19 protein-coding genes are annotated in these 22,092 nt (G+C 56.4%); 12 read left to right on the forward strand and 7 right to left on the reverse strand.

Annotation, left to right across the window (positions count from 1 at the left end; all coding sequences use genetic code 11):
• Positions 1 to 72: 72 nt before the first annotated feature.
• Positions 73 to 1,149, reverse strand: coding sequence for an S-methyl-5-thioribose-1-phosphate isomerase (gene mtnA, locus FXO11_RS12300; protein ID WP_148863242.1), 1,077 nt, complete (start codon positions 1,147 to 1,149; stop codon positions 73 to 75).
• Between the two features lie 260 nt (positions 1,150 to 1,409).
• Here mtnA and FXO11_RS12305 point away from each other — a divergent pair, with 260 nt between their 5' ends.
• The 8 genes from FXO11_RS12305 to rdgC all read left to right on the forward strand — a co-directional run bounded on the left by FXO11_RS12305 (position 1,410) and on the right by rdgC (position 7,712).
• Positions 1,410 to 2,741 carry a TRZ/ATZ family hydrolase gene (locus FXO11_RS12305; protein WP_148863243.1) on the forward strand — a complete coding sequence of 444 codons (1,332 nt, stop codon included), beginning with the start codon at positions 1,410 to 1,412 and terminating at the stop codon, positions 2,739 to 2,741.
• A 66-nt stretch (positions 2,742 to 2,807) separates the two neighbouring features.
• Positions 2,808 to 3,551, forward strand: coding sequence for a bifunctional 2-polyprenyl-6-hydroxyphenol methylase/3-demethylubiquinol 3-O-methyltransferase UbiG (gene ubiG, locus FXO11_RS12310; RefSeq protein WP_148863244.1), 744 nt, complete (start codon positions 2,808 to 2,810; stop codon positions 3,549 to 3,551).
• The gene (locus FXO11_RS12315; protein WP_227545892.1) at positions 3,548 to 4,264 is read left to right on the forward strand and encodes an HAD family hydrolase; all 717 of its coding nucleotides are present in this window, start codon (positions 3,548 to 3,550) and stop codon (positions 4,262 to 4,264) included. The genes ubiG and FXO11_RS12315 overlap by 4 nt, the downstream gene beginning before the upstream one ends.
• Positions 4,265 to 4,425: 161 nt before the next feature.
• Positions 4,426 to 5,172, forward strand: a complete 747-nt coding sequence (locus FXO11_RS12320) for a YciK family oxidoreductase (RefSeq protein WP_148864907.1) — start codon at positions 4,426 to 4,428, stop codon at positions 5,170 to 5,172.
• 2 nt (positions 5,173 to 5,174) lie between these two features.
• Entirely contained in the window at positions 5,175 to 5,414 is a 240-nt protein-coding gene (locus tag FXO11_RS12325; protein ID WP_148863245.1) for a glutaredoxin family protein, read from the forward strand.
• Positions 5,415 to 5,577: 163 nt separating this feature from the next.
• Positions 5,578 to 6,351 (forward strand): peroxide stress protein YaaA, encoded by a 774-nt coding sequence (gene yaaA / locus FXO11_RS12330; protein ID WP_148863246.1) that lies wholly within the window; start codon positions 5,578 to 5,580, stop codon positions 6,349 to 6,351.
• A 121-nt stretch (positions 6,352 to 6,472) separates the two neighbouring features.
• Positions 6,473 to 6,673: a DUF2788 domain-containing protein gene (locus FXO11_RS12335; RefSeq protein WP_148863247.1), complete on the forward strand. Its 201-nt coding sequence runs from the start codon at positions 6,473 to 6,475 to the stop codon at positions 6,671 to 6,673.
• A gap of 103 nt (positions 6,674 to 6,776) precedes the next feature.
• Entirely contained in the window at positions 6,777 to 7,712 is a 936-nt protein-coding gene (rdgC, locus tag FXO11_RS12340) for a recombination-associated protein RdgC (RefSeq protein WP_148863248.1), read from the forward strand.
• A gap of 52 nt (positions 7,713 to 7,764) precedes the next feature.
• Here rdgC and FXO11_RS12345 read toward each other — a convergent pair whose 3' ends face one another.
• On the reverse strand, positions 7,765 to 10,500 hold the full coding sequence (locus FXO11_RS12345; RefSeq protein WP_148863249.1) for a bifunctional acetate--CoA ligase family protein/GNAT family N-acetyltransferase: 2,736 nt from the start codon (positions 10,498 to 10,500) through the stop codon (positions 7,765 to 7,767).
• A 249-nt stretch (positions 10,501 to 10,749) separates the two neighbouring features.
• Here FXO11_RS12345 and FXO11_RS12350 point away from each other — a divergent pair, with 249 nt between their 5' ends.
• Positions 10,750 to 11,676 carry a histone deacetylase family protein gene (locus tag FXO11_RS12350; RefSeq protein WP_148863250.1) on the forward strand — a complete coding sequence of 309 codons (927 nt, stop codon included), beginning with the start codon at positions 10,750 to 10,752 and terminating at the stop codon, positions 11,674 to 11,676.
• Positions 11,677 to 11,679: 3 nt separating this feature from the next.
• Here the strand turns inward: FXO11_RS12350 and FXO11_RS12355 are convergent, their stop codons facing one another.
• From FXO11_RS12355 to FXO11_RS20575, 5 genes are all read right to left on the reverse strand, one after another.
• Positions 11,680 to 12,444, reverse strand: a complete 765-nt coding sequence (locus FXO11_RS12355) for a substrate-binding periplasmic protein (RefSeq protein WP_148863251.1) — start codon at positions 12,442 to 12,444, stop codon at positions 11,680 to 11,682.
• Positions 12,445 to 12,583: 139 nt separating this feature from the next.
• Entirely contained in the window at positions 12,584 to 12,985 is a 402-nt protein-coding gene (gene fliS, locus FXO11_RS12360) for a flagellar export chaperone FliS (RefSeq protein ID WP_148863252.1), read from the reverse strand.
• A gap of 33 nt (positions 12,986 to 13,018) precedes the next feature.
• Complete coding sequence (gene fliD / locus FXO11_RS12365) at positions 13,019 to 14,995, reverse strand: flagellar filament capping protein FliD (RefSeq protein ID WP_148863253.1); 1,977 nt, start codon at positions 14,993 to 14,995, stop codon at positions 13,019 to 13,021.
• Between the two features lie 213 nt (positions 14,996 to 15,208).
• Entirely contained in the window at positions 15,209 to 15,634 is a 426-nt protein-coding gene (locus FXO11_RS12370; RefSeq protein ID WP_148863254.1) for a flagellar protein FlaG, read from the reverse strand.
• A gap of 72 nt (positions 15,635 to 15,706) precedes the next feature.
• Entirely contained in the window at positions 15,707 to 17,152 is a 1,446-nt protein-coding gene (locus FXO11_RS20575) for a flagellin N-terminal helical domain-containing protein (protein WP_148863255.1), read from the reverse strand.
• A 381-nt stretch (positions 17,153 to 17,533) separates the two neighbouring features.
• Here FXO11_RS20575 and FXO11_RS20580 point away from each other — a divergent pair, with 381 nt between their 5' ends.
• The 3 genes from FXO11_RS20580 to FXO11_RS12390 all read left to right on the forward strand — a co-directional run bounded on the left by FXO11_RS20580 (position 17,534) and on the right by FXO11_RS12390 (position 22,089).
• Positions 17,534 to 19,042 carry a flagellin gene (locus FXO11_RS20580; protein ID WP_148863256.1) on the forward strand — a complete coding sequence of 503 codons (1,509 nt, stop codon included), beginning with the start codon at positions 17,534 to 17,536 and terminating at the stop codon, positions 19,040 to 19,042.
• 61 nt (positions 19,043 to 19,103) lie between these two features.
• Positions 19,104 to 20,987 carry a tetratricopeptide repeat protein gene (locus FXO11_RS12385; protein WP_148863257.1) on the forward strand — a complete coding sequence of 628 codons (1,884 nt, stop codon included), beginning with the start codon at positions 19,104 to 19,106 and terminating at the stop codon, positions 20,985 to 20,987.
• Positions 20,988 to 21,009: 22 nt separating this feature from the next.
• A complete protein-coding gene (locus FXO11_RS12390) occupies positions 21,010 to 22,089 on the forward strand; it encodes an FkbM family methyltransferase (protein WP_148863258.1) in 1,080 nt (359 codons plus the stop codon).
• Positions 22,090 to 22,092 lie beyond the last annotated feature (3 nt).

The raw sequence follows: 22,092 nt of genomic DNA on the forward strand, positions 1-22,092 counted from the left end.
GGCTTTTTTGGGAGCCTGCCGGTCTCTCTGCCGAGCACTCGCTCAACGTGCTATCGGTTTGTTTATCTACAACTAAACCCGCGCAGGGAACATGGCCTTCATGGACTCACGATCAGGCCGTTCGATGACGCCGTTTTCAGTGACGATAGCGTCAATCAGCTCCGCCGGGGTCACATCGAATACCGGGTTATATACCTCCACGCCCTCGGGCGCGATCGCAACCCCTCGTACCGCACGCACTTCAGTGCCATCCCGCTCTTCGATAGGAATATCGCTGCCCGAAGCCAGCGCCATATCCACGGTACTTGACGGCGCGACCACCATAAAACGCACGCCATGATGACGGGCCAATATAGCCAGGCTGTAGGTACCGATCTTGTTGGCCACGTCGCCGTTGGCGGTAATCCGGTCGGCGCCCACAATGACCCAGCGAACGTCGCCCTGACGCAGGATCTGCGCGGCGGCGCTGTCGGCATTCAACGTCACGGGGATACCTTCCTGTTGTAACTCCCAGGCGGTCAGACGACTGCCTTGCAGCCAGGGCCGCGTCTCGTCTGCATAAACACGGGTGAGACGGTTGGCACGCCAAAGACTGCGCACCACGCCCAGCGCCGTGCCGTAACCGCCCGTGGCCAGAGCCCCCGTGTTGCAGTGGGTCAGCACGGCCATAGGCTCTTCGCCCATGATCGCCAACGCATGGCGGCCCATCAGCTGGTTGGCGGCGACATCTTCGGCATGGATAGCCTCGGCCTCGCCGGTCAGGTTGGCGATCGCCTCCGCTGCCGATTGGCATGCTTGCAGGCGCGTCTTCATGCGTTCAAGTGCCCAGAACAGGTTGACCGCAGTGGGGCGCGACTGAGCCAGCATATCGACAGCCGCCTCAATATCGAACTTCCAGTGGCCAGCGTCTTTCGATTGCCGTGCCGCCAGCACCACCCCATAAGCTGCACTGATGCCGATAGCCGGTGCGCCGCGCACCACCATATCCCGTATGGCGTTAGCAACCGTCCGGGCGTCGGTAAAGGTCAACCAGATCTCCTGGTCGGGCAACTGGCGCTGATCCAGCAAGGCCAGGTAGTCGCCGTGCCAGAGTATGGCCAGAGTACCCAGGTTGTCGGAATCTGAATGGTTCGAGCGATTTTCAGTCATGGATAAAAACAGTCCCGGAAAACGGAAGATCAAGGTCCGCAGTATAGCGGTTTAGGCCCGCATCGAAACACTGTTCCCCGCTGCTACGTATACCAGCGCACTCACTGACCCTGCTGGTTCCACAAGGTCTGCGTCGCTATACTGGCGGACATACTCGTTGTATTGGCAAGCACATCGATACTGGATAAAAATGTGTCCTCAAATCCTTTTGAGGTAAATCAGTACATCCCGGAACAATTTCGGTACAAGCCAGGATAAGCATGACCGCAGATACGATTACCGCAGTCGACACCCGCATCAACGCCCGCTGGATGATTCCGGTCGTTCCTGCCGGCACGATCCTTAACCAGCACGCCCTGCTGATCCAGGGCGACCGCATCGAGGCCATTGTGCCCCAGCAGGAGGCCGACCGGCGTTTCCGCGCCCGTGAAACGCTGGATCTCGACGAACACGTGCTACTGCCGGGGCTGGTCAATGCGCACGGTCATGCGGCAATGTCGTTGATGCGCGGTATGGCGGACGATCTGCCGTTAATGACCTGGCTCAACGATCACATCTGGCCGGCGGAAGCGAAATTCGTCAGTCCCGAATTCATCGCCGACGGCACCCGCCTGGCCATCGCGGAGATGCTGCGCACCGGCACCACCTGCTTCTCGGATATGTACTTCTTTCCCGAAGTCGCAGCACAGACCGCATCGGACGTCGGTATCCGCAGCCAGATCTGCTTTCCCGTACTGGACTTTCCTACAGCCTGGGGCGACGGTCCGGAGGACTATTTACGTCAGGGCGCCGACTTGATCGACCAGTGGCAGGGACACAGCCACGTGCGAGTGGGTATTGGCCCTCACGCACCCTACACAGTGTCGGACGGCCCCCTCCGGGACATCGTTAAGCTGGCGGAATCGAAAAGCGTCCCCATCCAGATTCATTTGCACGAAACCGCGTTCGAGGTAGCCGATGCACTGGAGAAGAGCGGTACACGTCCGTCACAGAGGCTTGCAGACCTCGGCCTGCTGACGCCGCATACCCAATGTGTGCATATGACCCAGGTCGATGGGTCTGATCTGACATTACTGGCTCAGACCGGCGCGCACGTGGTGCACTGCCCGGAGTCCAATCTTAAGCTGGCCAGTGGCTACTGCCCCGTCGACCAACTACAAAAAGCCGGCGTGAATGTCGCGATCGGTACCGATGGCGCCGCCAGCAATAACGATCTCGACCTGTTTGGCGAACTGGGCACGGCCGCATTGCTGGCCAAAGCGGTCGCCGAGGATGCGGCCGCCCTATCAGCCCACGAGGCCTTGGCCATGGCCACCATCAATGGTGCTCGGGCATTGGGCCGCGAGGATGAAATCGGCTCGCTGGAAACCGGCAAACTGGCCGACATTATTGCGATCGATTTGAGCGATCCGTTCAACCAGCCGATCTACGACCCGGCTTCGCACCTGATCTACAGCCAGCACGGTCGCCAGTTGAGTCACAGCTGGATCGGCGGCATACCGCAGGTCCAGGACGGTCGCCTGACGCGTATCGATGTGCCAGACCTGGTGCTCAGAGTCTCGCATTGGGCCAAGCGTATTCAGCAAGGCTAGTGCACTAGTGCACTAGATGCTCCATATTCAAGCCGTTAAGCGCCCCGCTTCAAAAGGACAGACACCATGAGTTCGAACAGTTTTGGCGGAAAGAACGTCGACCAGAACGAGATCGCCAAGTTTGAGGCGCTGGCCAGTCGCTGGTGGGATCCCCATAGCGAATTCAAGCCACTTCACGACATCAACCCGTTGCGCCTGAACTATATCGATGAACGTGCGCCCCTGCCTGGCCGCAAGGTTTTGGACGTGGGCTGTGGCGGTGGTCTGCTGAGTGAAGGCATGGCGCAGCGCGGCGCCCACGTGACCGGTATCGACATGGGAGAAGCGCCGTTATCCGTGGCCAAGCTCCACGGACTGGAATCGGGCATCAAGGTGGACTATCGCCAAGTGCCCGTGGAGGAGCTGGCCGAAGACCCGGAACACGCCGGCCAGTACGACGTGATTACCTGCCTGGAAATGCTGGAACACGTGCCCCAACCCGCTTCCATCATCCGCGCCTGCGCCAGGTTGTTGAAGCCGGGCGGCGACCTTTTCGTGTCCACCATTAACCGCAATCCCAAATCGTTCCTGTTTGCCATCGTCGGTGCGGAGTACGTGCTCAACATGCTTCCCAAGGGCACCCATGAATGGCGCAAGTTCATTCGGCCCTCAGAGATGGCCGACTTCCTGCGCCATGCCCAGTTCGACGTGACGGACCTTACCGGCATGACCTACAACCCCATCACCAAGGCGTACAAGTTAGGCCGGGACGTGGACGTTAACTATCTGATGCACGCCAAGCTGAGCGATACCGGGAGCCCTCAGCGGTGAGCAGCTCCGAACGGAAAAAAAGCGCCGAGGGTGTCGGCAGACCTCAGCCGATAAAACGGCCCGACGCCCTCCTCTTCGACCTGGACGGCACGCTGATCGATACCGCGCCGGATTTCGTACGCTGCCTGAACGCGATCCGCAAGCGCTACGAACTACCGCACCTGCCAGAGCCTGAAATCCGGGAAGCGGTTTCCGACGGCGCCCGGGCGATGATCAAGGTGGGTTTTGGGCTATCGCCGGAGGACGACGACTACTTCGACCGCCATAGCGAGTTCCTGGATCTCTACGAAAGCGAGGTCGCCGTGGACACCTGTCTTTTTCCGGGCATGAGCGACCTCCTGACCTGGCTTGAAGAGCACCATATCGCGTGGGGCATCGTCACCAACAAACCCCGGCGTTTCAGCGTTCCCCTTCTGCATGCGCTCGACCTGTACGACCGCTGCGATGCGCTGGTCTGCCCGGACGATGTCTCCGAGCGTAAGCCCCACCCGGAATCACTTTTCCTGGCCAGCCACCTCCTTCGTGTCGATCCCAAGGCGTGTATCTATGTCGGCGACCACATCCGTGACATCGAGGCCGGTCGCCGCGCCGGCATGACCACCATCGCCGCGCGCTACGGCTACATCAAACACCCGGGCACTATTCCAGAGTGGCAAGCGGATTGGGTCATCGATTCGGCGCGCCAGCTGCTCGCGATGTTGCGTGGCGGCTAAGACAGACCTGTCTCACGAACGTCGATGGGCCGGCTTATTTGGTAAAAAATCAAGACTGAATCGACGCCCTTAGCCCGTTACAATAGCTGGATCAAAATGCAGCCTTGGACACGCTACGCCGGTCCATCATGGAGATTGTCGTTATGAATAACGCCGTCGCAATGCATCACTACGAGGCACCGGAAGACCTGCTACGGGACCGGATCATCCTGGTGACGGGGGCCGGCGACGGCATTGGCCGCTGCGCCGCCAAAACCTATGCCGCCTACGGCGCGACAGTCATCCTGCTTGGCCGCACACTGAGCAAGCTGGAATCGGTCTACGACGAGATCGAGGCTGCCGGGCATCCTCAGCCCGCAATCGTCCCGATGAATCTGGAAGGCGCCGCGGTCAAGGATTACGAAGAGGTGGCCATGACCATCGAGGAATCTTTCGGCCGCATTGACGGCATTCTTCATAACGCCGCCCTACTCGGCCAACGTACGCCAGTCGAGTTCTACGATCCGGAAACCTGGGATCAATTGATGCGGGTCAACGTGACTGCCCCCTTTTTACTGACCCGGGCACTGATCCCGGCATTGCGGCAATCTTCGGATGCATCGGTTGTGTTCATGTCTTCGAGTGTCGGTCGCAAATCCAAGGCTTACTGGGGCGCCTACTCGGTATCGAAATTCGCGCTGGAAGGGCTGAGCCAGTTGCTCGCCGACGAGCTGGATGACGAACGCCATAATGTCCGTGTGAACAGCCTGAATCCCGGCGCCACCCGAACCAACATGCGTGCGCATGCCTATCCGGCGGAGAATCCGGCGAGCAATCCGACGCCTGAGGACATCATGCCCGCCTTCCTTTATCTCATGGGGCGCGACAGTCACGGCATTACGGGACAGCAGATCAACGCCCGGAGTTAAGCATGCAGCTGCTTTTCTACACCACCGAGCACTGCCACCTATGCGAATTGGCTGAAGCCCTGCTTGTACAGGCGCCGATCAACACGCCTATTCCTGTGGATGTGGTGGATATCGCCCACTCGGAAACGCTGGTTGCCCGTTATGGCACCCGCATCCCAGTGCTACGCCGTGAAGACAACGGTCAAGAGCTCGATTGGCCGTTCACTCAGGACGAACTACTGGCCTTTCTGGACCGTAAATAACATCGGGCGAGCTTTAACAAGCGGTATTACTCAAGTGGGCGCTACAGAACACACCAATAGCCAAAAACAATAGTTAATCTGTTAAATTATTGCGACTAGTTATCGAGATCGGTTTATGCCCGGCGGCGGCCGGGCCAGAATCCATGAATTGAGGGTACCCACCATGCTAATGGTCATTTCGCCGGCCAAGAATCTGGATTACGAAAGCCCGCTGGCCACCCAATCTTACACCCAGCCGCAATTCCTCGAGGATGCTTGCGAGCTGATTGACCAGCTCAAACCCCTTGAACCGCACCAGGTCAGCAACCTGATGGGCATCAGCGAGAAGTTGGGCACGCTGAACGCCGAGCGCTATCAGGCATGGCATACGCCCTTTTCTCCCGAGAACGCACGCCAGGCGGTGCTCGCTTTCAATGGGGATGTGTATACCGGGCTGGACGCGCCCAGGTTCAGCGAAAACGATTTCAACTTCGCACAAAAACACCTACGGATTCTATCCGGCCTTTACGGTATCCTGCGCCCTCTCGATCTGATGCAGCCCTACCGGTTGGAAATGGGCACCCGATTCGAGAACGCCCGCGGCAAGGATTTATATGCGTTTTGGGGTAACAAACTGACCAACGCCCTGAACGATGAATTGGCCGGTGAAGACGACGTGCTCATCAACCTGGCGTCCAACGAATATTTCAAGAGCGTCAACAAGCGTGCGCTGAACAGTCGAATCATTACGCCGCAATTCAAAGACTGGAAAAACGGCCAGTACAAGATGATCAGTTTCTACGCCAAAAAGGCCCGCGGCATGATGTGCGCCTATGCCATCAAGAACCGGATCGACTCGCCCGACGAGCTAAAGGATTTCGACACGGCGGGCTACCGATTCAGCGAAGAACAGTCCAAGGGCGACAACTGGGTCTTCCTGCGTGACGCGCCCGCCTGATCGCTATTTTCGGGGCGGTTCAGATGGACCGTTCTGATGGGCAGCTCTGATGGACAGTTCTAATAGACGGGCGATGGACAATTGAGATGAATAAACCTGCGCCATCCAACGGGAGTGACGAATGAGCGAAGCGCTCTTTTCCCAGATCGCCATGTATGTGCTGCTAACGGCACTGATTGCCTACATGGGGTTTATCGTCTGGGATCTCGCAAAAAAATCCAAAGCTGGTCGTTTCGGCACGATTACTTTGTTCATCGTGCTGGGTGCGGGCGTGCTCGGTTTTATCATCAAGACCGTTCTGGTTGAGGTGATGCAGCTTTGATATCGCGGGCTCTGGTGCCAACGAGAGCGCCCGTTCCCCCCTATCAACTTTTCGAGTCAACAATTTTCGATTCAACAACGATTTAAATCAGGGAATTAACTGAATGTGGTTTCGTAACGCCCGAATCTACCGATTCACCAAACCATTCGACGTCAGCGTAGAAGAGCTGGAGAGCAAACTTGAGGAGGCGGCTTTCAAACCCTGTGGGCCTCAGGAATCCTTCCGCCAGGGCTGGGTTGCCCCGCTGGGCCGCCATGGCACCCAGAAAGTCCACAGCGCCAATGGCTACCACCTGATTGCCCTACGCAAAGAAGAGCGTGTGCTGCCCGCAGCGGTAATCAAGGAAGCCGTAACGGAGCAGGTCGAGCAGATCGAAGCGGAGCAGATGCGCAAGGTGGCCCGCAAGGAAAAAGAGGAAATCAAGGAGCAGCTAACCCAGGAGATGCTGCCCCGGGCCTTTACCAAGTCTAAACGTACCTTTGCCTACCTGGCCCCGAAGGACGGCTTCATGATCGTCGACGCCGGATCCGACAAGCAGGCCGAAGAGCTGGCTACCACCCTACGTCAGGCCATCGGATCGCTACCCATTCGCCCGCCGGCGTTGGAACAGGCCCCCGCCTTCACCTTTTCCGGATGGCTCAGCGAAACCATCGACATGCCCACCACCTTCACACTGGGCGATGAATGCGAGCTGAAGGACACCGGCGAAGAAGGCGGCGTGGTCCGCTGCAAGGGCCTGGACCTGTTGGGCGACGAAATCCGCAATCACCTCAACGCCGGCATGCAGGTCACAAAGCTGTCGCTCGGCTGGGAGGACAGTTTAACCTTCGTACTGGATGAGGAGCTGGCCTTGCGCCGTCTGAAGTTCGGCGACACCTTCCAGGAAAAGCTCGACGATATCGACGCGGACGATGCCGCGGCCAAGTTCGACGCCAGTTTCACGCTGATGACGTTAGAGCTTGCCCGCTTGATTCCAGCGTTGCTGGAAGCGCTGGGGGGAGAAGATCGCTCTGCGATCGTTGAGGAAGACGCTGCTTAGCGCTTCCTTATTTACCCGGTACACAGGGGCAGGCCTTTGGCCTGCCAACCTTCTAGCCACGCAATCTTTCCAGCTTCCAATCCGTTTCTGGTTCGTTAAGCGTTAGCCGTAGGTCCATCACATCCTCTTCCATGTTGTACGTGATCTCGAATCCAAGGCGACGGGCCAGCGCCAGCATGGGCTGATTTTCCGATAGGACGTTGCCGATCATCTCTACCGTGCCCCTGGCGCGGCAATAGTCGATCATCTTTCGCATGAGCGTGTAGCCCAAGCCCTCGCCTTTCATGTGGTCGCGGACCATCACGGCGAACTCGCACTGAATGTTGTCCGCATCGGTCCAGACGCGCACGGTCCCGAGAGTTTCTTCACCGTTACCGTCCTCCCTTGCAGCGTTGGCGACGAAGACCATTTCACGGTCATAGTCGATCTGAACCATCTGGGCGATGTCTTCATGGGAGAAGTGCTTGCGATACTGGAAGAAACGGTAGCGGATGGACTCCGGTGATTGCAGGTGATGGAACTCCATGTGCGACGGTTCGTCTTCCGCCAGCACCGGACGCAGGATCACACGACGGCCCGATTTCGGCAGCACGATCCATTCTTCCAGCTCCCGCGGATAAGGCTGAATGATCGGCCGCCCTGACTCCTTCGCCAAATCAATGGCGGCATCCACCGCCACGGCACCGTCCCGGTCAAACAGCAGCGGCAGGATCTCCAGCCCCTTGATTTGAGGGATATCGATCACAATCTGCGACAGAGTCACCAAGGTTTCGCAGATGGCCCGGATATCGTCTTCCGGCTGTAGACTGTATTCCCGCAGCAAGCGATACATGTAGGTTCGCCGGAGGAGTTCTTTGGCCAGCACCATGTTGAGCGGCGGCAAAGCGATCTGCCGGTCAGTCATCACGTTTACGCTGGCGCCCGCCGCACCGCAGACGACCAGCGGACCGAAGATGGGGTCCCGGGTAATACCCACGCTGAAGGCGATCCCGCCCAAATGCTGATAGGTGCGCTGCACGGAAAAGCCGAGGAAGCCGCTGCGCGGAAAATGTGCCCGGTATTCTTCCATCAGGATTTCGCAGGATTCGATAATCGCGGACTCACTATTGAGACCCTGAATCGTCGCCTTGTAACGCCCGCGTCCCGTCTGTTCTTCCATGAAGGGATGGCACGCTCGCTCGTGGATCAGCGTGACATCAACGGGCCGGCGTTCGACTTGGAAGCTCTCGACGACGCCCTCGATATCATCGCAATAGATGGTATTAACCGTACGGATGCCGTAGTCGCCGATCACTGCCCGGGCTTCGCTGTTGGATAGATGGTTGCGTCCCGACCGGTGGGCTTTCATCACGATCTTGCGGGCCTGGGAGCGATCGGCGAAGTGATCGGTGAACGATTCCGGCGTCTCCCGCAGCAGGCGTTGCACCCGTTGATGGTGAACATGCTGCATGAACGCCTTAACCGCTTTTTCCGGCGAGAAAAACGAGGGGGTGCCGACCCGATAAAACTCATCCCGGGCGTCAAGCACCGTACTCTGCCCCAGCCAGCAGGTGAAAATATTGAGCCGGGTCCCCTTACTCGCCTGAATCACGGCATCGGCGATCTGCAAGCTGTCCTCGGTGAGACTTGGGGCATACATCACCAGCACATTGGAGACATTGGGGTCCTTGGCCAGGATACGGATAGCCTCGGCGTAAAGTTCCGGAGAAGCATCGTAGTTGAGGTCAATCGGGTTCTTTCGCGTCCAATAAGGAGGCAGGTGCTTGGCCAGGGCTTCGATGGTCTCGCTGGACAACGTTGCAAGCTCGCCATTCAGCGCCGCCAGACGGTCTACAGCCAGCACGCCGGGGCCTACACCATTCGCCATAACCACCAACTCTTCGCGCCGCACCGGGCGCATGCGGGTCAAGGTTTCCAGTGCATCGAACATCTCGCTAAGCCCGTCAACCCGCAGCACCCCGGCCCGGCGTAAGACCGCATCGTAGATCGGGTCGGTACGCGTCACCCCCACCGGCAATTGCACCGGCAACCATTCGGACTCCGGCACACGGCCGCTTTTGACCGCGATCACCGGTTTCGTGCGAGAAGCCACACGCACCGCAGACATGAACCGCCGAGGGTCGGGAATGCTCTCGATATGCAGCAATATGGCCCGGCACTGGGAATCCTGAGCGAGATAATCGATCAGGTCGTCATGACCGATATCCATCCCGTCACCCAGCGTGAGGAAATGCGAAAAACCCACACCCCGGGCAAAGGCCCAATCGATGATTGAACTGGCAATGGTGCCCGACTGCCCCACGAAAGCCACCTTGCCGGGGATCGCACCCATATGGGCATAGGTCGCGTTGAGACTGCGCGCCGGTACCATCAAACCGATAGTGTTCGGCCCCAGGACTCGGATACCACTTTCACGGGCAGCATCGCGCACGGAGTACATCAGCGGCTGACCGGTCTTGCTGTGGGCGCGCGACATTCCGCCAGTCATGACGATCGCCGTTTTTACGCCAGCCTCGCCCAACTGGCGGATCATCTTGGGAACGGTATCCGGCGGCGTACAGATAATCGCCAGTTCCGGTTTGAAAGGCATTTTGGCGACTTTGCGCACGCACGGCACGCCGTGGACATTCTGGTACTCGTTGCGGTTGATCACCAGAAGCTTACCGGGAAAGCCGCCAGCCATGAGGTTTCTCAGCACCATCCCACCCAGATTGTCGCCACGTTCCGACGCCCCGGTAATGACAATGGATTCCGGATTGAACAGGCTTTCCAGATACCGCGTGCTCACGTTCTATCTCCCTGAAAGTTTCTCCTAATGGTAGGCGCTAAACGGGCGATTTAAAACGAAACATTTCAACACCCGAATCTTATCGGACGTCATTGGAAGCCTGGCCGGAATCGAACATCGCGAACCTGAGAACCCATGAACAACGCCACCAAAGAAGAACGGCGAGCGACCGTCATCCCTGCTAACATAAGCGCCATGAGGACAATGACCAACACGTGAAGAGCCGCTTCACCATAGGCCCTTATTATTATGACGACCGCCTTTTTCTTCCATGACGACTTCCTGAAACACGACATGGGAGCGGAACATCCCGAATCTCCGGATCGCTTAAATGCCATTATCAGCTACCTGGCCGACACGGAACTCGAGCAGCAATTGGACTGGGTGAGGCCGGACGAAATCACCCGTGACCAGCTTCTCCTGGTGCATCCCGAACGTTACCTGCAGCAACTGGACATGATGCAGCCGACCCGTGGCCGTGTCTTCACCGATCCCGACACCGCGATGACGCCTTATACCCTGCGAGCGGCCAGGCTGGCGGCTGGCGCCAATATCCAGGCAGTGGACATGGTGCTATGCGGCCAGGCCACCAATGCGTTCGTCGCCGCGCGGCCACCCGGCCATCATGCCGAGCGTGGCAAATCCATGGGGTTCTGTTTCTACAACAACGTGGCGTTGGCAGCGAAGCATGCGTTGACCTTCCACGGTCTGGAGCGCGTGGCAATCATCGATTTCGATGTCCATCAAGGGAACGGCACCGTGGATATCGTGCAGGGAGACGAGCGAGTGCTAATGTGCTCGAGCTTCCAGCACCCGTTCTACCCTCATTCCCACGTCTTCCGGATGCCGGAGAACATCGTCAACACGCCTATCCTGGCAGGCACCTCGTCGACGGATTACCGCAAGAAAGTCGAAGCCGAATGGCTTCATCGCCTGCAGGATTTCAAGCCGCAGTTAGTGCTGGTTTCTGCCGGATTCGACGCCCACAAGGCCGACCCGTTGGCGGAGTTGCAGCTTGAGGCCGAAGACTATCGCTGGCTAACGGATATGATCACTAGTGTGGCGCACGATTCAGCCGATGATCGCGTGGTTTCAACCCTGGAAGGGGGCTACCATCTGAGTGCCCTGGCGGAAGGCGTGACAGCCCATCTTGAAGGCCTGGCAGCCATTAAGTAAAGGTTATTCGGGCAGGTGGAATATAGACTCGAGTTCGCCGGTTTGCCGCAATTGCTCCAGTGCGTCAGCGAGGGGCTCACGCAGCTCGGGATGCATCGCCTTTCGGGACATGTAGAGGTGACCTTCCTGGCCTTTGCGAAACACGTTCATGCGAAAGTTTTGGTACGGCAGGTCGAGAGATTTCAAAGTGTGGTAAAGGGCCTGATCACTACAGAGCACCGCGGAGACACGCCCGCGCTTAAGCATTTCGAGCGCTTGAAACACATCCCTGACAGGCACCTTCTCTATTTTGTCCGCTTGGCGGAATACTTCGCCATAATAGGTGCCGCTCACGAAGGCCACGGTCTGTCCTGCCAGCCCCTCCATCGAAAGCTCCGTCTCTGAATCGGCCCGGGCCGTCAAAAGCACTTCGGTTTGCACGACCACGCCCAAGTCAAAGGCGGCGCTATCGATGGCCGGATTTTCGAACAGTACGACGAAATCCGACCGGCCCTGAACAATCTCCGCGACTGCCCGGCGGTGCGGCCGTAGCTCGTAGTCGATGGGAACATCGGCGATTGCGACTAAGCGGTGAGCCAATTGCACAAGGCTCCCGGCAGGTTCACCGTGACGGTCTCGATAACCCCAAGGCCAGACGGCGGGAATGGCGAATATGGCGGATTGCGGCGTCGCACCTGTCTCAGTTTCGGCGGCGGTCGATAGGGGGAGCAGCGCTGAGAGGATTAACGCCGAGGCGACGAAAAGGGATTTTAGGATATTGAGCCGCATGATCCAAAACCGCTTACAGAAAACCTTATTATAGTAAACGGTCCAACGTCGTAACCGATAACCTCGGGGAAGCCGGACATCTCACTCAGCTTCCCAAACAGTCCCGATTAACCGAAAACATCGGGAGTAGACGGCGCCGTTAAACCGCAGCTTGCTGGCCACCTAGGACTTCTTCGCGAATACTGTCCCAGCCGTCTTTTACCTGACGTAGCAGACTGGATACTTCATCGAGCTTAGCGACGTCGTTAAGACGGTTCGCATCGAACAGCGCGCGCTCCATATAGTCATACAGCGCTTCAAGACGCTGCACCAATTCACCGCCTTTCTCAAAATCAAGAAAGCTACGCAAGCCACCAATGATTTCGATAGTCTTGCTGATCAGGCGCCCCTTGCCCTCGAAATCCTTGGCCTGCATGCGGGCTTTGGCCATATTGATACGCTCCAGCGCACCGTTATACAGAAGCTGAATCAGCTTGTGAGGGTCCGCATCGGTGATGCTGGTTTGGGTGTTAACTCGTTGGTATGCCTGTAAACCGTTCATGTTTTCCTCTCTTAGGCCTGTACAAGGTCAGGCTTAGTTATCGCGTTTGTTCGGGGCCAGCGCCGCGAGCTGCTGCGTGACGTAATCTCTTGTGCTATTAAGTTGCGAGATCAATGCATCCGCTGCGGAGAATTGAGAGACCAAGCGTTCACGGTAGGAGGTAATCCGATCTTCCAGCTGCACGCGCTGTTCTGCTATTTCCTTTAATTCGTCTTGCAAGCTGTCTGTGCGAGCTTCCAGCACGCCCCCGGCGCCGACCATGTCGGTCACCATGTTTACCGCACGCTCGCCGATACCCTCAATAAAGCTAATCGAACCCCGGGCACCTGTGCTTCCACCCGTCACACGAACTTGCATACCGGCAGCGGCTGTCGCGCCCTCGACAAACAGAACCTGACCTTCACCGGTTGCTCGTTGACCATTAATCGTGCCCGCAACATCCTGGCCAGCCGTACCTGAGGTTACGGACAGACCAAGGTCAGCAGCAGAATTCGTATCCACGGAAGTGATGCTTACGTTGGATTCACTACCGAACGCACCTGAAGTAAACGTCAGCGCGCCAGCGCCGGGATCAAAAGCAACCTTCACGGATTGGCCGCTGGAGCTGAGCACAGCGTTCTCATCAAGCCTGGCCTGGATTTCCTGAGCAAGCGCGTCGCGGGTATAGGTGCCGGCGGTCAACTGGATACTGACTGAACTACTACCATCAACTTTAAAAGTCAGCGCATCGTTGTTGGCGTCGATAGTCACAGAAGCGGTACCGACGTTCGTACCGGAAACCCCACCCTGAGTGGCAATCTGTGTGATATTGACTTTATACTCGCCGGGCTCGGTATTCAGGTTGCTTCCCACAAACTCAATTTGCGAGTCGCTCGAGCGCCCCTGCTCTGCAAACAGAGCTACAACGTCATCGGGATATGTCTTCAGTTGTTCTTCGAACACCGAGCGGTCGAAAGCGAGCTGACCGGTCTTGTAATCCGTTGTGATCCCCACATCCGCCAGCGAGCGGACGCCCGCGTCTTCAAGGCCGGGGACGATGCCGGTCAACATGCCCCTCAACTGGTTCTGGACATTACGAACCGTCGAATCTCCGGAAAGCAAACCGCCCCGGCCGCTCTCGGCGTTGTAACCTGAAAGACCTTGGATGGTCTGCTGCAACGTATTGAACTTATCTAGAAAGGTTTGAACCCGGTCCGCGACAGCTCCGGTATCTTGAGAAACCTTAACGGTCGAGGTTATACCTTCTGCTTTTAAGTCAAAGGTCAATCCATCGATGACATTTTCGATGGTGTTTGACTGTCGGGTGATGGATATCCCGTTAACCTGCACCACGGCATCTTTAGCCGCTACAGTTTCAGTTAAATTTTGAACGGTACCGTTGAAGGCAAAAGCCGATAGTCCGGCCGTGTCGGTATTGTTGCCGTCAGTGTCGTTCACCGAAATACTGATGGCATTGTCAGTGCCCGTTTCTTCCGAGGACAAAACCAGACGAAAGCCCGCCCCTGTATCGACAATACCGGCGGTTGCCCCGATATCGGCTTCGTTAATAGCGTCGGCTAAACCCTGAAGCGTGTTATTCGTACCGTCTATGGCGATATTTTTACTTTCACTACCGACAAAAACCGTCAGCGAGCCGGTACCGATCGTCGTGCTGTCTTTGCTGTCCCATGTTCCGGAAGCCAACGACTGCGACTGCGCAAGGCTGTCCACCTGAACGGTATAGCTTCCACGGCTGGCTTTGCTGCTATCGAGAGTGACCGCAACGTCTTCATTGGACGACGTGGCCGAGAACGATTTAAGGCCTTCCGGCGAACTGAGTTGACGCATCGGCAGGCGTAGTTCGGTAATTGCACTGCGCAGCGTGCCATAGGCAGAAATTAATGCCTCGGTACGCTGCTGGTTAAAGTCCAGCCGCTGGGTCGCCGGTTTACGTTCAGCTGTCACCAACTGGTCGACAAGATCCGAATTCAGAACCCCTGAACCAATGCCTAGTGAAGATATACCTGCCATAATTATTGCCTCCTCAGGAAGGCTGCATATCCATTTGTATGCTTATCGGCCAAAAGCGGCAAAACTTTGCCCTTATCGCCGTCGGAATTGTAACTAAATGTAGAGCGCCCACCCTCGCTTCTAGCGCCCTGAACGACAAACACCGCCGGCTCCTCACGGAGGCGGCGGTGCTGAAATACCGCTGTTTAAGGCCTAGGCGAAACCGGCAAAGGTTTACACTTCGATGTAAAACAACGTCAGCGGTTCATCCTGCTGCAATTTTTCGGCCAACCTTAAAGCCACATCATCAGGAATCTGCCGAACCACTTTATCCGTCTGCTGATCAACGACACGGACAATGGTCTTTCCGGAGTCATTGTCCACTTCAAATTGAAGATCACGCTGGACGGTTTGCACGAAGTCATTCAGCCGGGAAACCGCCTGATCGAGCGATTCCCTTTGGGCTTCACGCCGATCTTCCAGCCGCTCAATTCGTGTCGGTTGAGACTGTCTGGAAAGACCAACGGTAACACCCGCTTCCTGGACCCGAGCGGAAGGCTCATTTCCTTCTGCCTGAGGTGGCGCAGACGCCCGAGCCGGAGCTTGTTCACTGGAGCGAACCAGCTTCAAATCCGAGCTGTTCAGGTTTATGTCATTCATAGCTCACCTCGCTATCCTCTCACGGCGGAAAACCGGTCCCCGAAAGGACCGGCTGTTACCGCTCTACCCCTATTACTGCAGGAGGGAAAGAACCTGCTGCGGGCGGGCGTTGGCCTGCGCCAGGACTGAGATACCAGCCTGCTGCAGCACCTGAGACTTGGACAGCTTCGCCGTTTCAGAAGCGAAGTCAGCGTCCAGGATCCGGCTTTGTGCAGCCGAAAGGTTCTCAGAAGTGGTCGCAATCGCATCGATAGTCGATGTGAAGCGGTTCTGGATCGCACCCAGGTCAGCTCGCTGGCTGTTGATCGAGGTCAGAGCCGCATCGATAGTCGCAATCGCTTGGTTTGCACCGTCAGCGGTTGTTATATCTATTTCAGCGACACTCTGTAGCGCGCCGCTCTCAGATGTTGCGCTCACAACTTCGGCAGAGTTGCCAACGATGCTGAAGGCTGAGCTTGAGCTGAAGTCAACCTCACCGGTCACACGGGTACTGTCGTTACCACCAGCCACTAGACTCGCGGTCGAACCATCAGCCGAAGTCACGGTGACGTTCGCGGAGGAATCGGCGATAACGATATCTTCGCCAGCCTCACTCTCCAGCAATACGTTGCCAGAATCATCCAGACTTGCAGTGATGCCGGTTGTCGCAGAGGCGTCGTTAATAGCTGTTACCAAGGCGCTATTGTCGCCACTCTCAACGGTAGCCGAGATCGTGACCGCTGAACTGTTCTCGCCGGTCAGATCAAAAGAGACCGTGCCCGCGGAAAGTCCGGAAATGGTCGCTTCGGTGTAGGCATCGGCGCTAACCCCTGTCTTCGAACTCAGGTCGTTAACTGCACTGGCGACATCGCTGGCCGTCGCATTCGCACCGAACTCGGCCAGTTCGGTGACACCATTACCCGACACCGTGATGTTGCCTGCAGCAACACCGTTACCAGCCGGCGCATCTGTGGCAGCCGCAGTTAGGTTGCCGGAGAGAGTGCCATTACTGGTATCCGCGGTGTAGTTGCCGATATCAGTGGCACGCGCGCTACCGAGGGATACGTTAATGGTCTGGTTAGCGTTGGCGCCCACCTGGAACTGGGAGTTGGTGAAGTCACCGTTCAGCAGAGTGCGGCCGTTAAAGTTGGTGGTGTCCGCTACGCGGTTCAGCTCTGCCTGCAGCTGTGTAACCTCAGCCTGCAATGATTTGCGGTCGGTAGCCGAGTTGGTGTCGTTGGCAGACTGGACAGACAGCTCACGAATACGCTGGAGCAGATCTCCCGCCTGACCCAGAGCGCCTTCAGCGGTCTGCGCCAGGGAGATACCGTCGTTGGCGTTGCGCTGGGCAACGTTCAAACCACGGATCTGCGCATCGAAACGCGAGGCAATTGCCAGACCGGCGGCGTCGTCTTTGGCCGAGTTGATACGCAGACCGGAGGACAGACGCTCAAGAGCCTGATCGGACAGAGACTGTGACTTGCTCAGATTGTTCTGTGCGCTGAGTGACGCAACGTTGGTGTTAATACCGAGAGCCATGATGCTTCTCCTAAAACCTATAAAGTTTCTCTTGGAAGAGGTCTGACGCCCGATCGTTTTATATTGGTGCGCCGCCCTGCTGTAATGCTTAACGGCGCCTATTAAAGTTCCTTTAGAAAAACTTCGGCTTTTATTGTTAAGTAATGTAAAAGCGGCAAAAGACTGCCATTCCCGTGCTTTCCAGACGTTTCCTTGACGCCGCTCAATGGCATCCAAAAATCCATTTATCTTATTTTTCAAATAGTTAAACGAATAAATTGAAAACTGGCACGGCCTTCGCTTATTGCCGCTTAGGAATAATTTTTCTGATAACGGCCGGCAGGGCGTCCACATACAAACGGGCCTGAGCTACCGGCTTCTCTTACTAAGAGGGAGATCGATATGCCTCAGATCATCAACACCAATATTGCCTCGCTGAACGCCCAGCGGAACCTGAACACGTCACAACGTGATGCGGACACTGCCCTCCAGCGCCTGTCTTCCGGTCTGCGTATCAATTCAGCCAAAGACGATGCCGCCGGCTTGGCCATTTCGGAACGCTTCACTTCACAAATTCGCGGCCTCGACCAGGCTGTCCGCAACGCGAACGACGGCATTTCCCTGGCCCAGGTCGCAGAGGGCGCACTGGACGAATCCGGCGAAATTCTTCAGCGTATCCGTGAGCTGGCTATCCAGTCGGCCAACTCCACTAACTCATCTTCCGACCGTGCTGCCTTGCAAAGCGAAGTCAACCAGCTCAAGCAGGAACTACAGCGCGTAGCCGAAACCACTGAGTTCAACGGTCTTAAGCTTCTGGACGGTTCGTTCCAGGCCCAGACCTTCCAGGTTGGCGCCAACGAAAACCAGAGTATTGCGGTCTCCGTCTCCGGCGCGACTAACGACGACCTGGGTAACTATGAAGTCCGGCGCGCTAACGATCAGGCTAATCTTGGCTCGGGCTCGCCCTCAACGGCTGAAGCCAATCTGACCAACGCGGAAGCAAACCATCCGGTAGCAGCACAGAACCTAACGATCTCCAGCGCACTTGACCAGGTGACCATCCCTGTTAATGCCGGCGCGACGGCTGCGGAGATCGCCGCCGAAGTAAATAAGGAAGTCGAGCGCACCGGTGTGAGTGCAACCGCAAGCACAGAGACCACATTGACCACCGATGCTGCCGGCACAGTCACGTTCGATCTGGACTCCGGCGGAGAGGTATCCACCATCTCGGCCTCAATCACCGATCCCAACGACCTCAACGAACTCGCTTCGGTCATCAACAAGGCATCCGGTCAGACGGGGATAAATGCACGGGTCGAAGACAGTACGTTGGTACTCACACAGGATGCCGGTAAGGATATCCGGATCGAGAACTTCTCGCATAGCGGCCCGGGTAACCTCACTGTGGCTGGCGAAACCGGCAGCGGCGCGTCAACTCAACTGGTGGGCAACGATCCGAACCTGGACTCTGTACTTATCACCGGTACCGTCGACTTCTCGTCCTCGGGTTCGTATGCCGTAACGTCTGACATCGACAACACGGCGGGCTCGCTGTTCGATACTGCTGCGCGCACCCCCGTCGGAGCTGAGAGGCAGACCGTGTCCAGCATCGATATCAGTACGGTTGAGGGGGCCAACCGCGCAATTTCAATCGTGGACGGTGCCCTAGCCGTCGTAAATGGTATCCGTGCAGACCTGGGCGCAGTTCAATCACGCTTCGAGTCCACCATTGCCAACCTGAGTACAACTTCGGAGAACTTGAACGCCGCCCGTTCGCGGATCCAAGATGCCGACTTTGCATCGGAAACCGCGGAATTGGCACGGACTCAGGTCCTCCAGCAGGCGGGCCTGTCGATCCTGGCCCAGGCCAATGCCCGTCCGCAGCAGGTGTTGCAGCTTCTACAGGGCTAAACTAGCCTTTTCGGGGTGGTGTTTTGGCGCCACCCCGATAAACCCTCTCATAGGATAAACCGTGAATATACCCTTACTTGAAAAGAAGTTATTCACAGGCGATACAGCCGGCTTCAAGTCAGACCTTTTCACCATTTTGTCCAAGATTGAGGGCGGTTATCCCATATTGGGCGGCGACCAGAAGATAGCGGATGGTTCGACGCGCTCGTTTGCGGGTTTACAACCTCTTCACGAAACCGCCTCCCTATTTAGCAATCAGAACGCAGTCCAGCAGCTGGCAACGAGCATTACTGCCTTCCTGAGCTCCGGCAATCTTGAGCTGACATCCCAGGAAATTCATAAGCTGATTGTCTGCAAGCATATCCTCACGGATATTTTCTATACTTCCGACTACGGCAATCTCGACCACATTCTGTACTATCGCGGAATCTGGAGCGCCGAAAGTGGATTTAGCCTGAACAAGGATTCGGACGTCCTGTTGCTACTCATCTGCTGGACGATGAACAGTCGTATCGCTCTCCCGGCAGATGTACTGAGGGAAAGGGTTCCCCAGGAACTCTTGCTTACGCTGGCGAGTGCCCTATACCAGTTTGAACAGGTCCAGACCCGGCAGGGCTTCGATAACTTCGACTTTGTATTCAATCAATTTCTTGCACTCCCCAACGGGCTCAATCTGTCTCGCTGCCAAGTGATGCTCATCAATATATGGATGGGCTGTTCCTACTGGGACGTATCCAACCGGCATGCGATTAAGGCCAAGATCAATCAGCTGATCCGCACTGCCTACCCCAAGATCGAAACGCGAGAGCCCGAGACAATCAAACAGCGGCCAAAAATTGCCATCATGCTGGAGCGCTATCGCTCGGACCACGCGGTGTATCGGTGTTTTCATGCCTATATCGCTGAGCTGAAGAATCATTTCGAGGTGTGCTTCTTCGTCGACGAGAAAGACGTAGACGAAGTTAGCAAACAGGACGCAGACCACTGCGTTTTTGTCGAAGGCAACCCGCAAGATATCCGCAAAGTTGCAAAGCAGGTGAACCACTACCGTCCCGACGTCGTTTTTTATCTTTCCCTGGGCATGAATATCTGGACGGTGCTGCTCGCCAATTTTCGTCTGGCGCCGGTACAAGTCATGGGCTACGGGCATCCGGCGTCCGCCTTTACAGATACAATTGATTACGGTTTTCTAGTCGGGTGGCTGCCAGGTCCTGATTATCAGTCACTGTGTACTGAGAAGGTTATCAACTTCAATATTGATAGCGGCAGCGATATCGAACTGCACCCCCGAACCGATCTCTCCCTGCGGTCGCCGATCAATGACAGTTCAACGCAAGTTGTCCACGTCGCGGTCAATAGCTCGCTTATGAAGGTCAGCGATCGGGTACTACAAGTGTGCAAGATGCTCAGGGAGCACTCGGAAAAACAAATCGAGTTTCACTTTTTCCCTGCTCATCAGAGGGGATTCAAGCTGCTCGCTTTCCAACGCAAACTGGCAGGCATTTTCAACAGCGGATTTCACGTGCATCCGCCATGCGGCTACGATGTTTATATGCAGAAACTCGCTCAGTGCCATTTCGCGATCGGGACATTCCCCTTTGGCGGTACCAACACTAATACGGACTCCGTACTGCTGAGCCAGCCAAAGCTGTATCTCAAAAGCGAGGGTGATCTCGCCGAACTTACAGACTACTGTAACTTTGCTCGCTTTGATCCTGACGCCGGCTTTGCGTTCTCCACAGAGCTGGAGCTCATCGCCACCGCTATCGTCTGGATACATAACCCGGCCGATCATGAAAACGCAGTAAAAAGAACCAACGGAATGCGGGATGTACTACTCAATACGCTGGCCACGTCGAGCGACTTCAGACGCGAAGAAAATCTCAGCTTTCTGCGCGGCTTTAATCACCTGATCGCTGGTCAGTCGACAAGCGGTCTGGTGTAATTTGAAACTCTCGGGGCAAAAAATGACGGTATCGGGACACGCCAGAGCGGAATACGCTCGCAGTTTCTGCCAAGCCTTTGAACACTCTGCGCGACCCAAGTATATTCTCGGGACCAACGAGTATGCTCTGAGTGTTGCCGAACACATCAATATCGATGGGTACATCAACGACTTTGCAAAGACAGCAGAATTCGGCGGCAAGCCTATTGTTCCGATTGAAGCGGTTCCCTCCGACGCCCTGGTGTTAACCGCAGTCGTCTATCGTCCGAACTCCGCGCGAGCAAGGGTCGAAGCCTATCCTTTCGACAGTCTGGACTACTACGCCTTCATCAGGCATACAACTCTCGACGTCAAGGACATCGACTATTGGCAAGGTTTCCGGGAAGATCTGGAAACGCATGCGGAAACCTATCGTTGGCTGCATGAGCGCTTCGAAGATGAAGAGTCACGGCAGTGCTTTAATCGGCTTGTCGACTTTAGAAAGACCTACGACATCGAACACATGCGAGAGTTTACTTGCCGAGAGAAAGAGCAGTATTTCGAACCCTTCCTGGGTTTGCAGACCAAAGGCGAGGTTTTTGTCGATATCGGCGGGTACGATGGTCAGACTACCTTACAGTTCATTCGCCACTGCCCGGACTATAAGCGGATCCATTATTTCGAACCTTCCGCCGATAACATGCGGGTATCGCAGCAAGCCCTGTCAGATGTTCGAGATATCAAGTTTCACCCGGAGGCCCTCTCCAATCAGACGGGAACGGTGGGCTTTTCCTCTGACGGTAGCAGTTCCCGCGTTGCAGCTGACGACGATAATCTGGAATCAATTAGAGCCGTTCGTTTCGATGAGTTGATCAATGAGCCCACGACTTTTATCAAGATGGACATCGAGGGCTTCGAGCACGCCGCGCTCGAAGGCGCTCAAATACATATCCGAGACAACAAGCCTCGGCTGGCCGTTTGTGTGTACCACCGACCAGATGACTTCCGAACTGTTCCCGAGCGGGTGCTCTCATACTATCCCGATTACAAGGTGTACCTGCGGCACTACATGGAAGGCTTCACCGAAACCGTAATGTTTTTTGTTCCCCCCAGTATCGAGTGAAAG

The sequence above is a fragment of the Marinobacter fonticola genome, assembly GCF_008122265.1.
In the GTDB taxonomy this organism is placed as follows: domain Bacteria; phylum Pseudomonadota; class Gammaproteobacteria; order Pseudomonadales; family Oleiphilaceae; genus Marinobacter_A; species Marinobacter_A fonticola.

Excerpts from the sequence above, each read along its gene's own strand:
- FXO11_RS12335 (WP_148863247.1), top strand. The coding sequence starts at position 6,473 with ATGAGCGAAGCGCTCTTTTCCCAGATCGCCATGTATGTGCTGCTAACG.
- fliS (WP_148863252.1), bottom strand. The coding sequence starts at position 12,985 with ATGAACGGTTTACAGGCATACCAACGAGTTAACACCCAAACCAGCATC.
- FXO11_RS12390 (WP_148863258.1), top strand. The coding sequence starts at position 21,010 with ATGACGGTATCGGGACACGCCAGAGCGGAATACGCTCGCAGTTTCTGC.
- yaaA (WP_148863246.1), top strand. The coding sequence starts at position 5,578 with ATGCTAATGGTCATTTCGCCGGCCAAGAATCTGGATTACGAAAGCCCG.
- FXO11_RS20580 (WP_148863256.1), top strand. The coding sequence starts at position 17,534 with ATGCCTCAGATCATCAACACCAATATTGCCTCGCTGAACGCCCAGCGG.
- FXO11_RS12370 (WP_148863254.1), bottom strand. The coding sequence starts at position 15,634 with ATGAATGACATAAACCTGAACAGCTCGGATTTGAAGCTGGTTCGCTCC.
- FXO11_RS12320 (WP_148864907.1), top strand. The coding sequence starts at position 4,426 with ATGCATCACTACGAGGCACCGGAAGACCTGCTACGGGACCGGATCATC.
- fliD (WP_148863253.1), bottom strand. The coding sequence starts at position 14,995 with ATGGCAGGTATATCTTCACTAGGCATTGGTTCAGGGGTTCTGAATTCG.
- mtnA (WP_148863242.1), bottom strand. The coding sequence starts at position 1,149 with ATGACTGAAAATCGCTCGAACCATTCAGATTCCGACAACCTGGGTACT.
- FXO11_RS12305 (WP_148863243.1), top strand. The coding sequence starts at position 1,410 with ATGACCGCAGATACGATTACCGCAGTCGACACCCGCATCAACGCCCGC.
- FXO11_RS12350 (WP_148863250.1), top strand. The coding sequence starts at position 10,750 with ATGACGACCGCCTTTTTCTTCCATGACGACTTCCTGAAACACGACATG.
- rdgC (WP_148863248.1), top strand. The coding sequence starts at position 6,777 with ATGTGGTTTCGTAACGCCCGAATCTACCGATTCACCAAACCATTCGAC.
- FXO11_RS12325 (WP_148863245.1), top strand. The coding sequence starts at position 5,175 with ATGCAGCTGCTTTTCTACACCACCGAGCACTGCCACCTATGCGAATTG.
- ubiG (WP_148863244.1), top strand. The coding sequence starts at position 2,808 with ATGAGTTCGAACAGTTTTGGCGGAAAGAACGTCGACCAGAACGAGATC.
- FXO11_RS12355 (WP_148863251.1), bottom strand. The coding sequence starts at position 12,444 with ATGCGGCTCAATATCCTAAAATCCCTTTTCGTCGCCTCGGCGTTAATC.
- FXO11_RS20575 (WP_148863255.1), bottom strand. The coding sequence starts at position 17,152 with ATGGCTCTCGGTATTAACACCAACGTTGCGTCACTCAGCGCACAGAAC.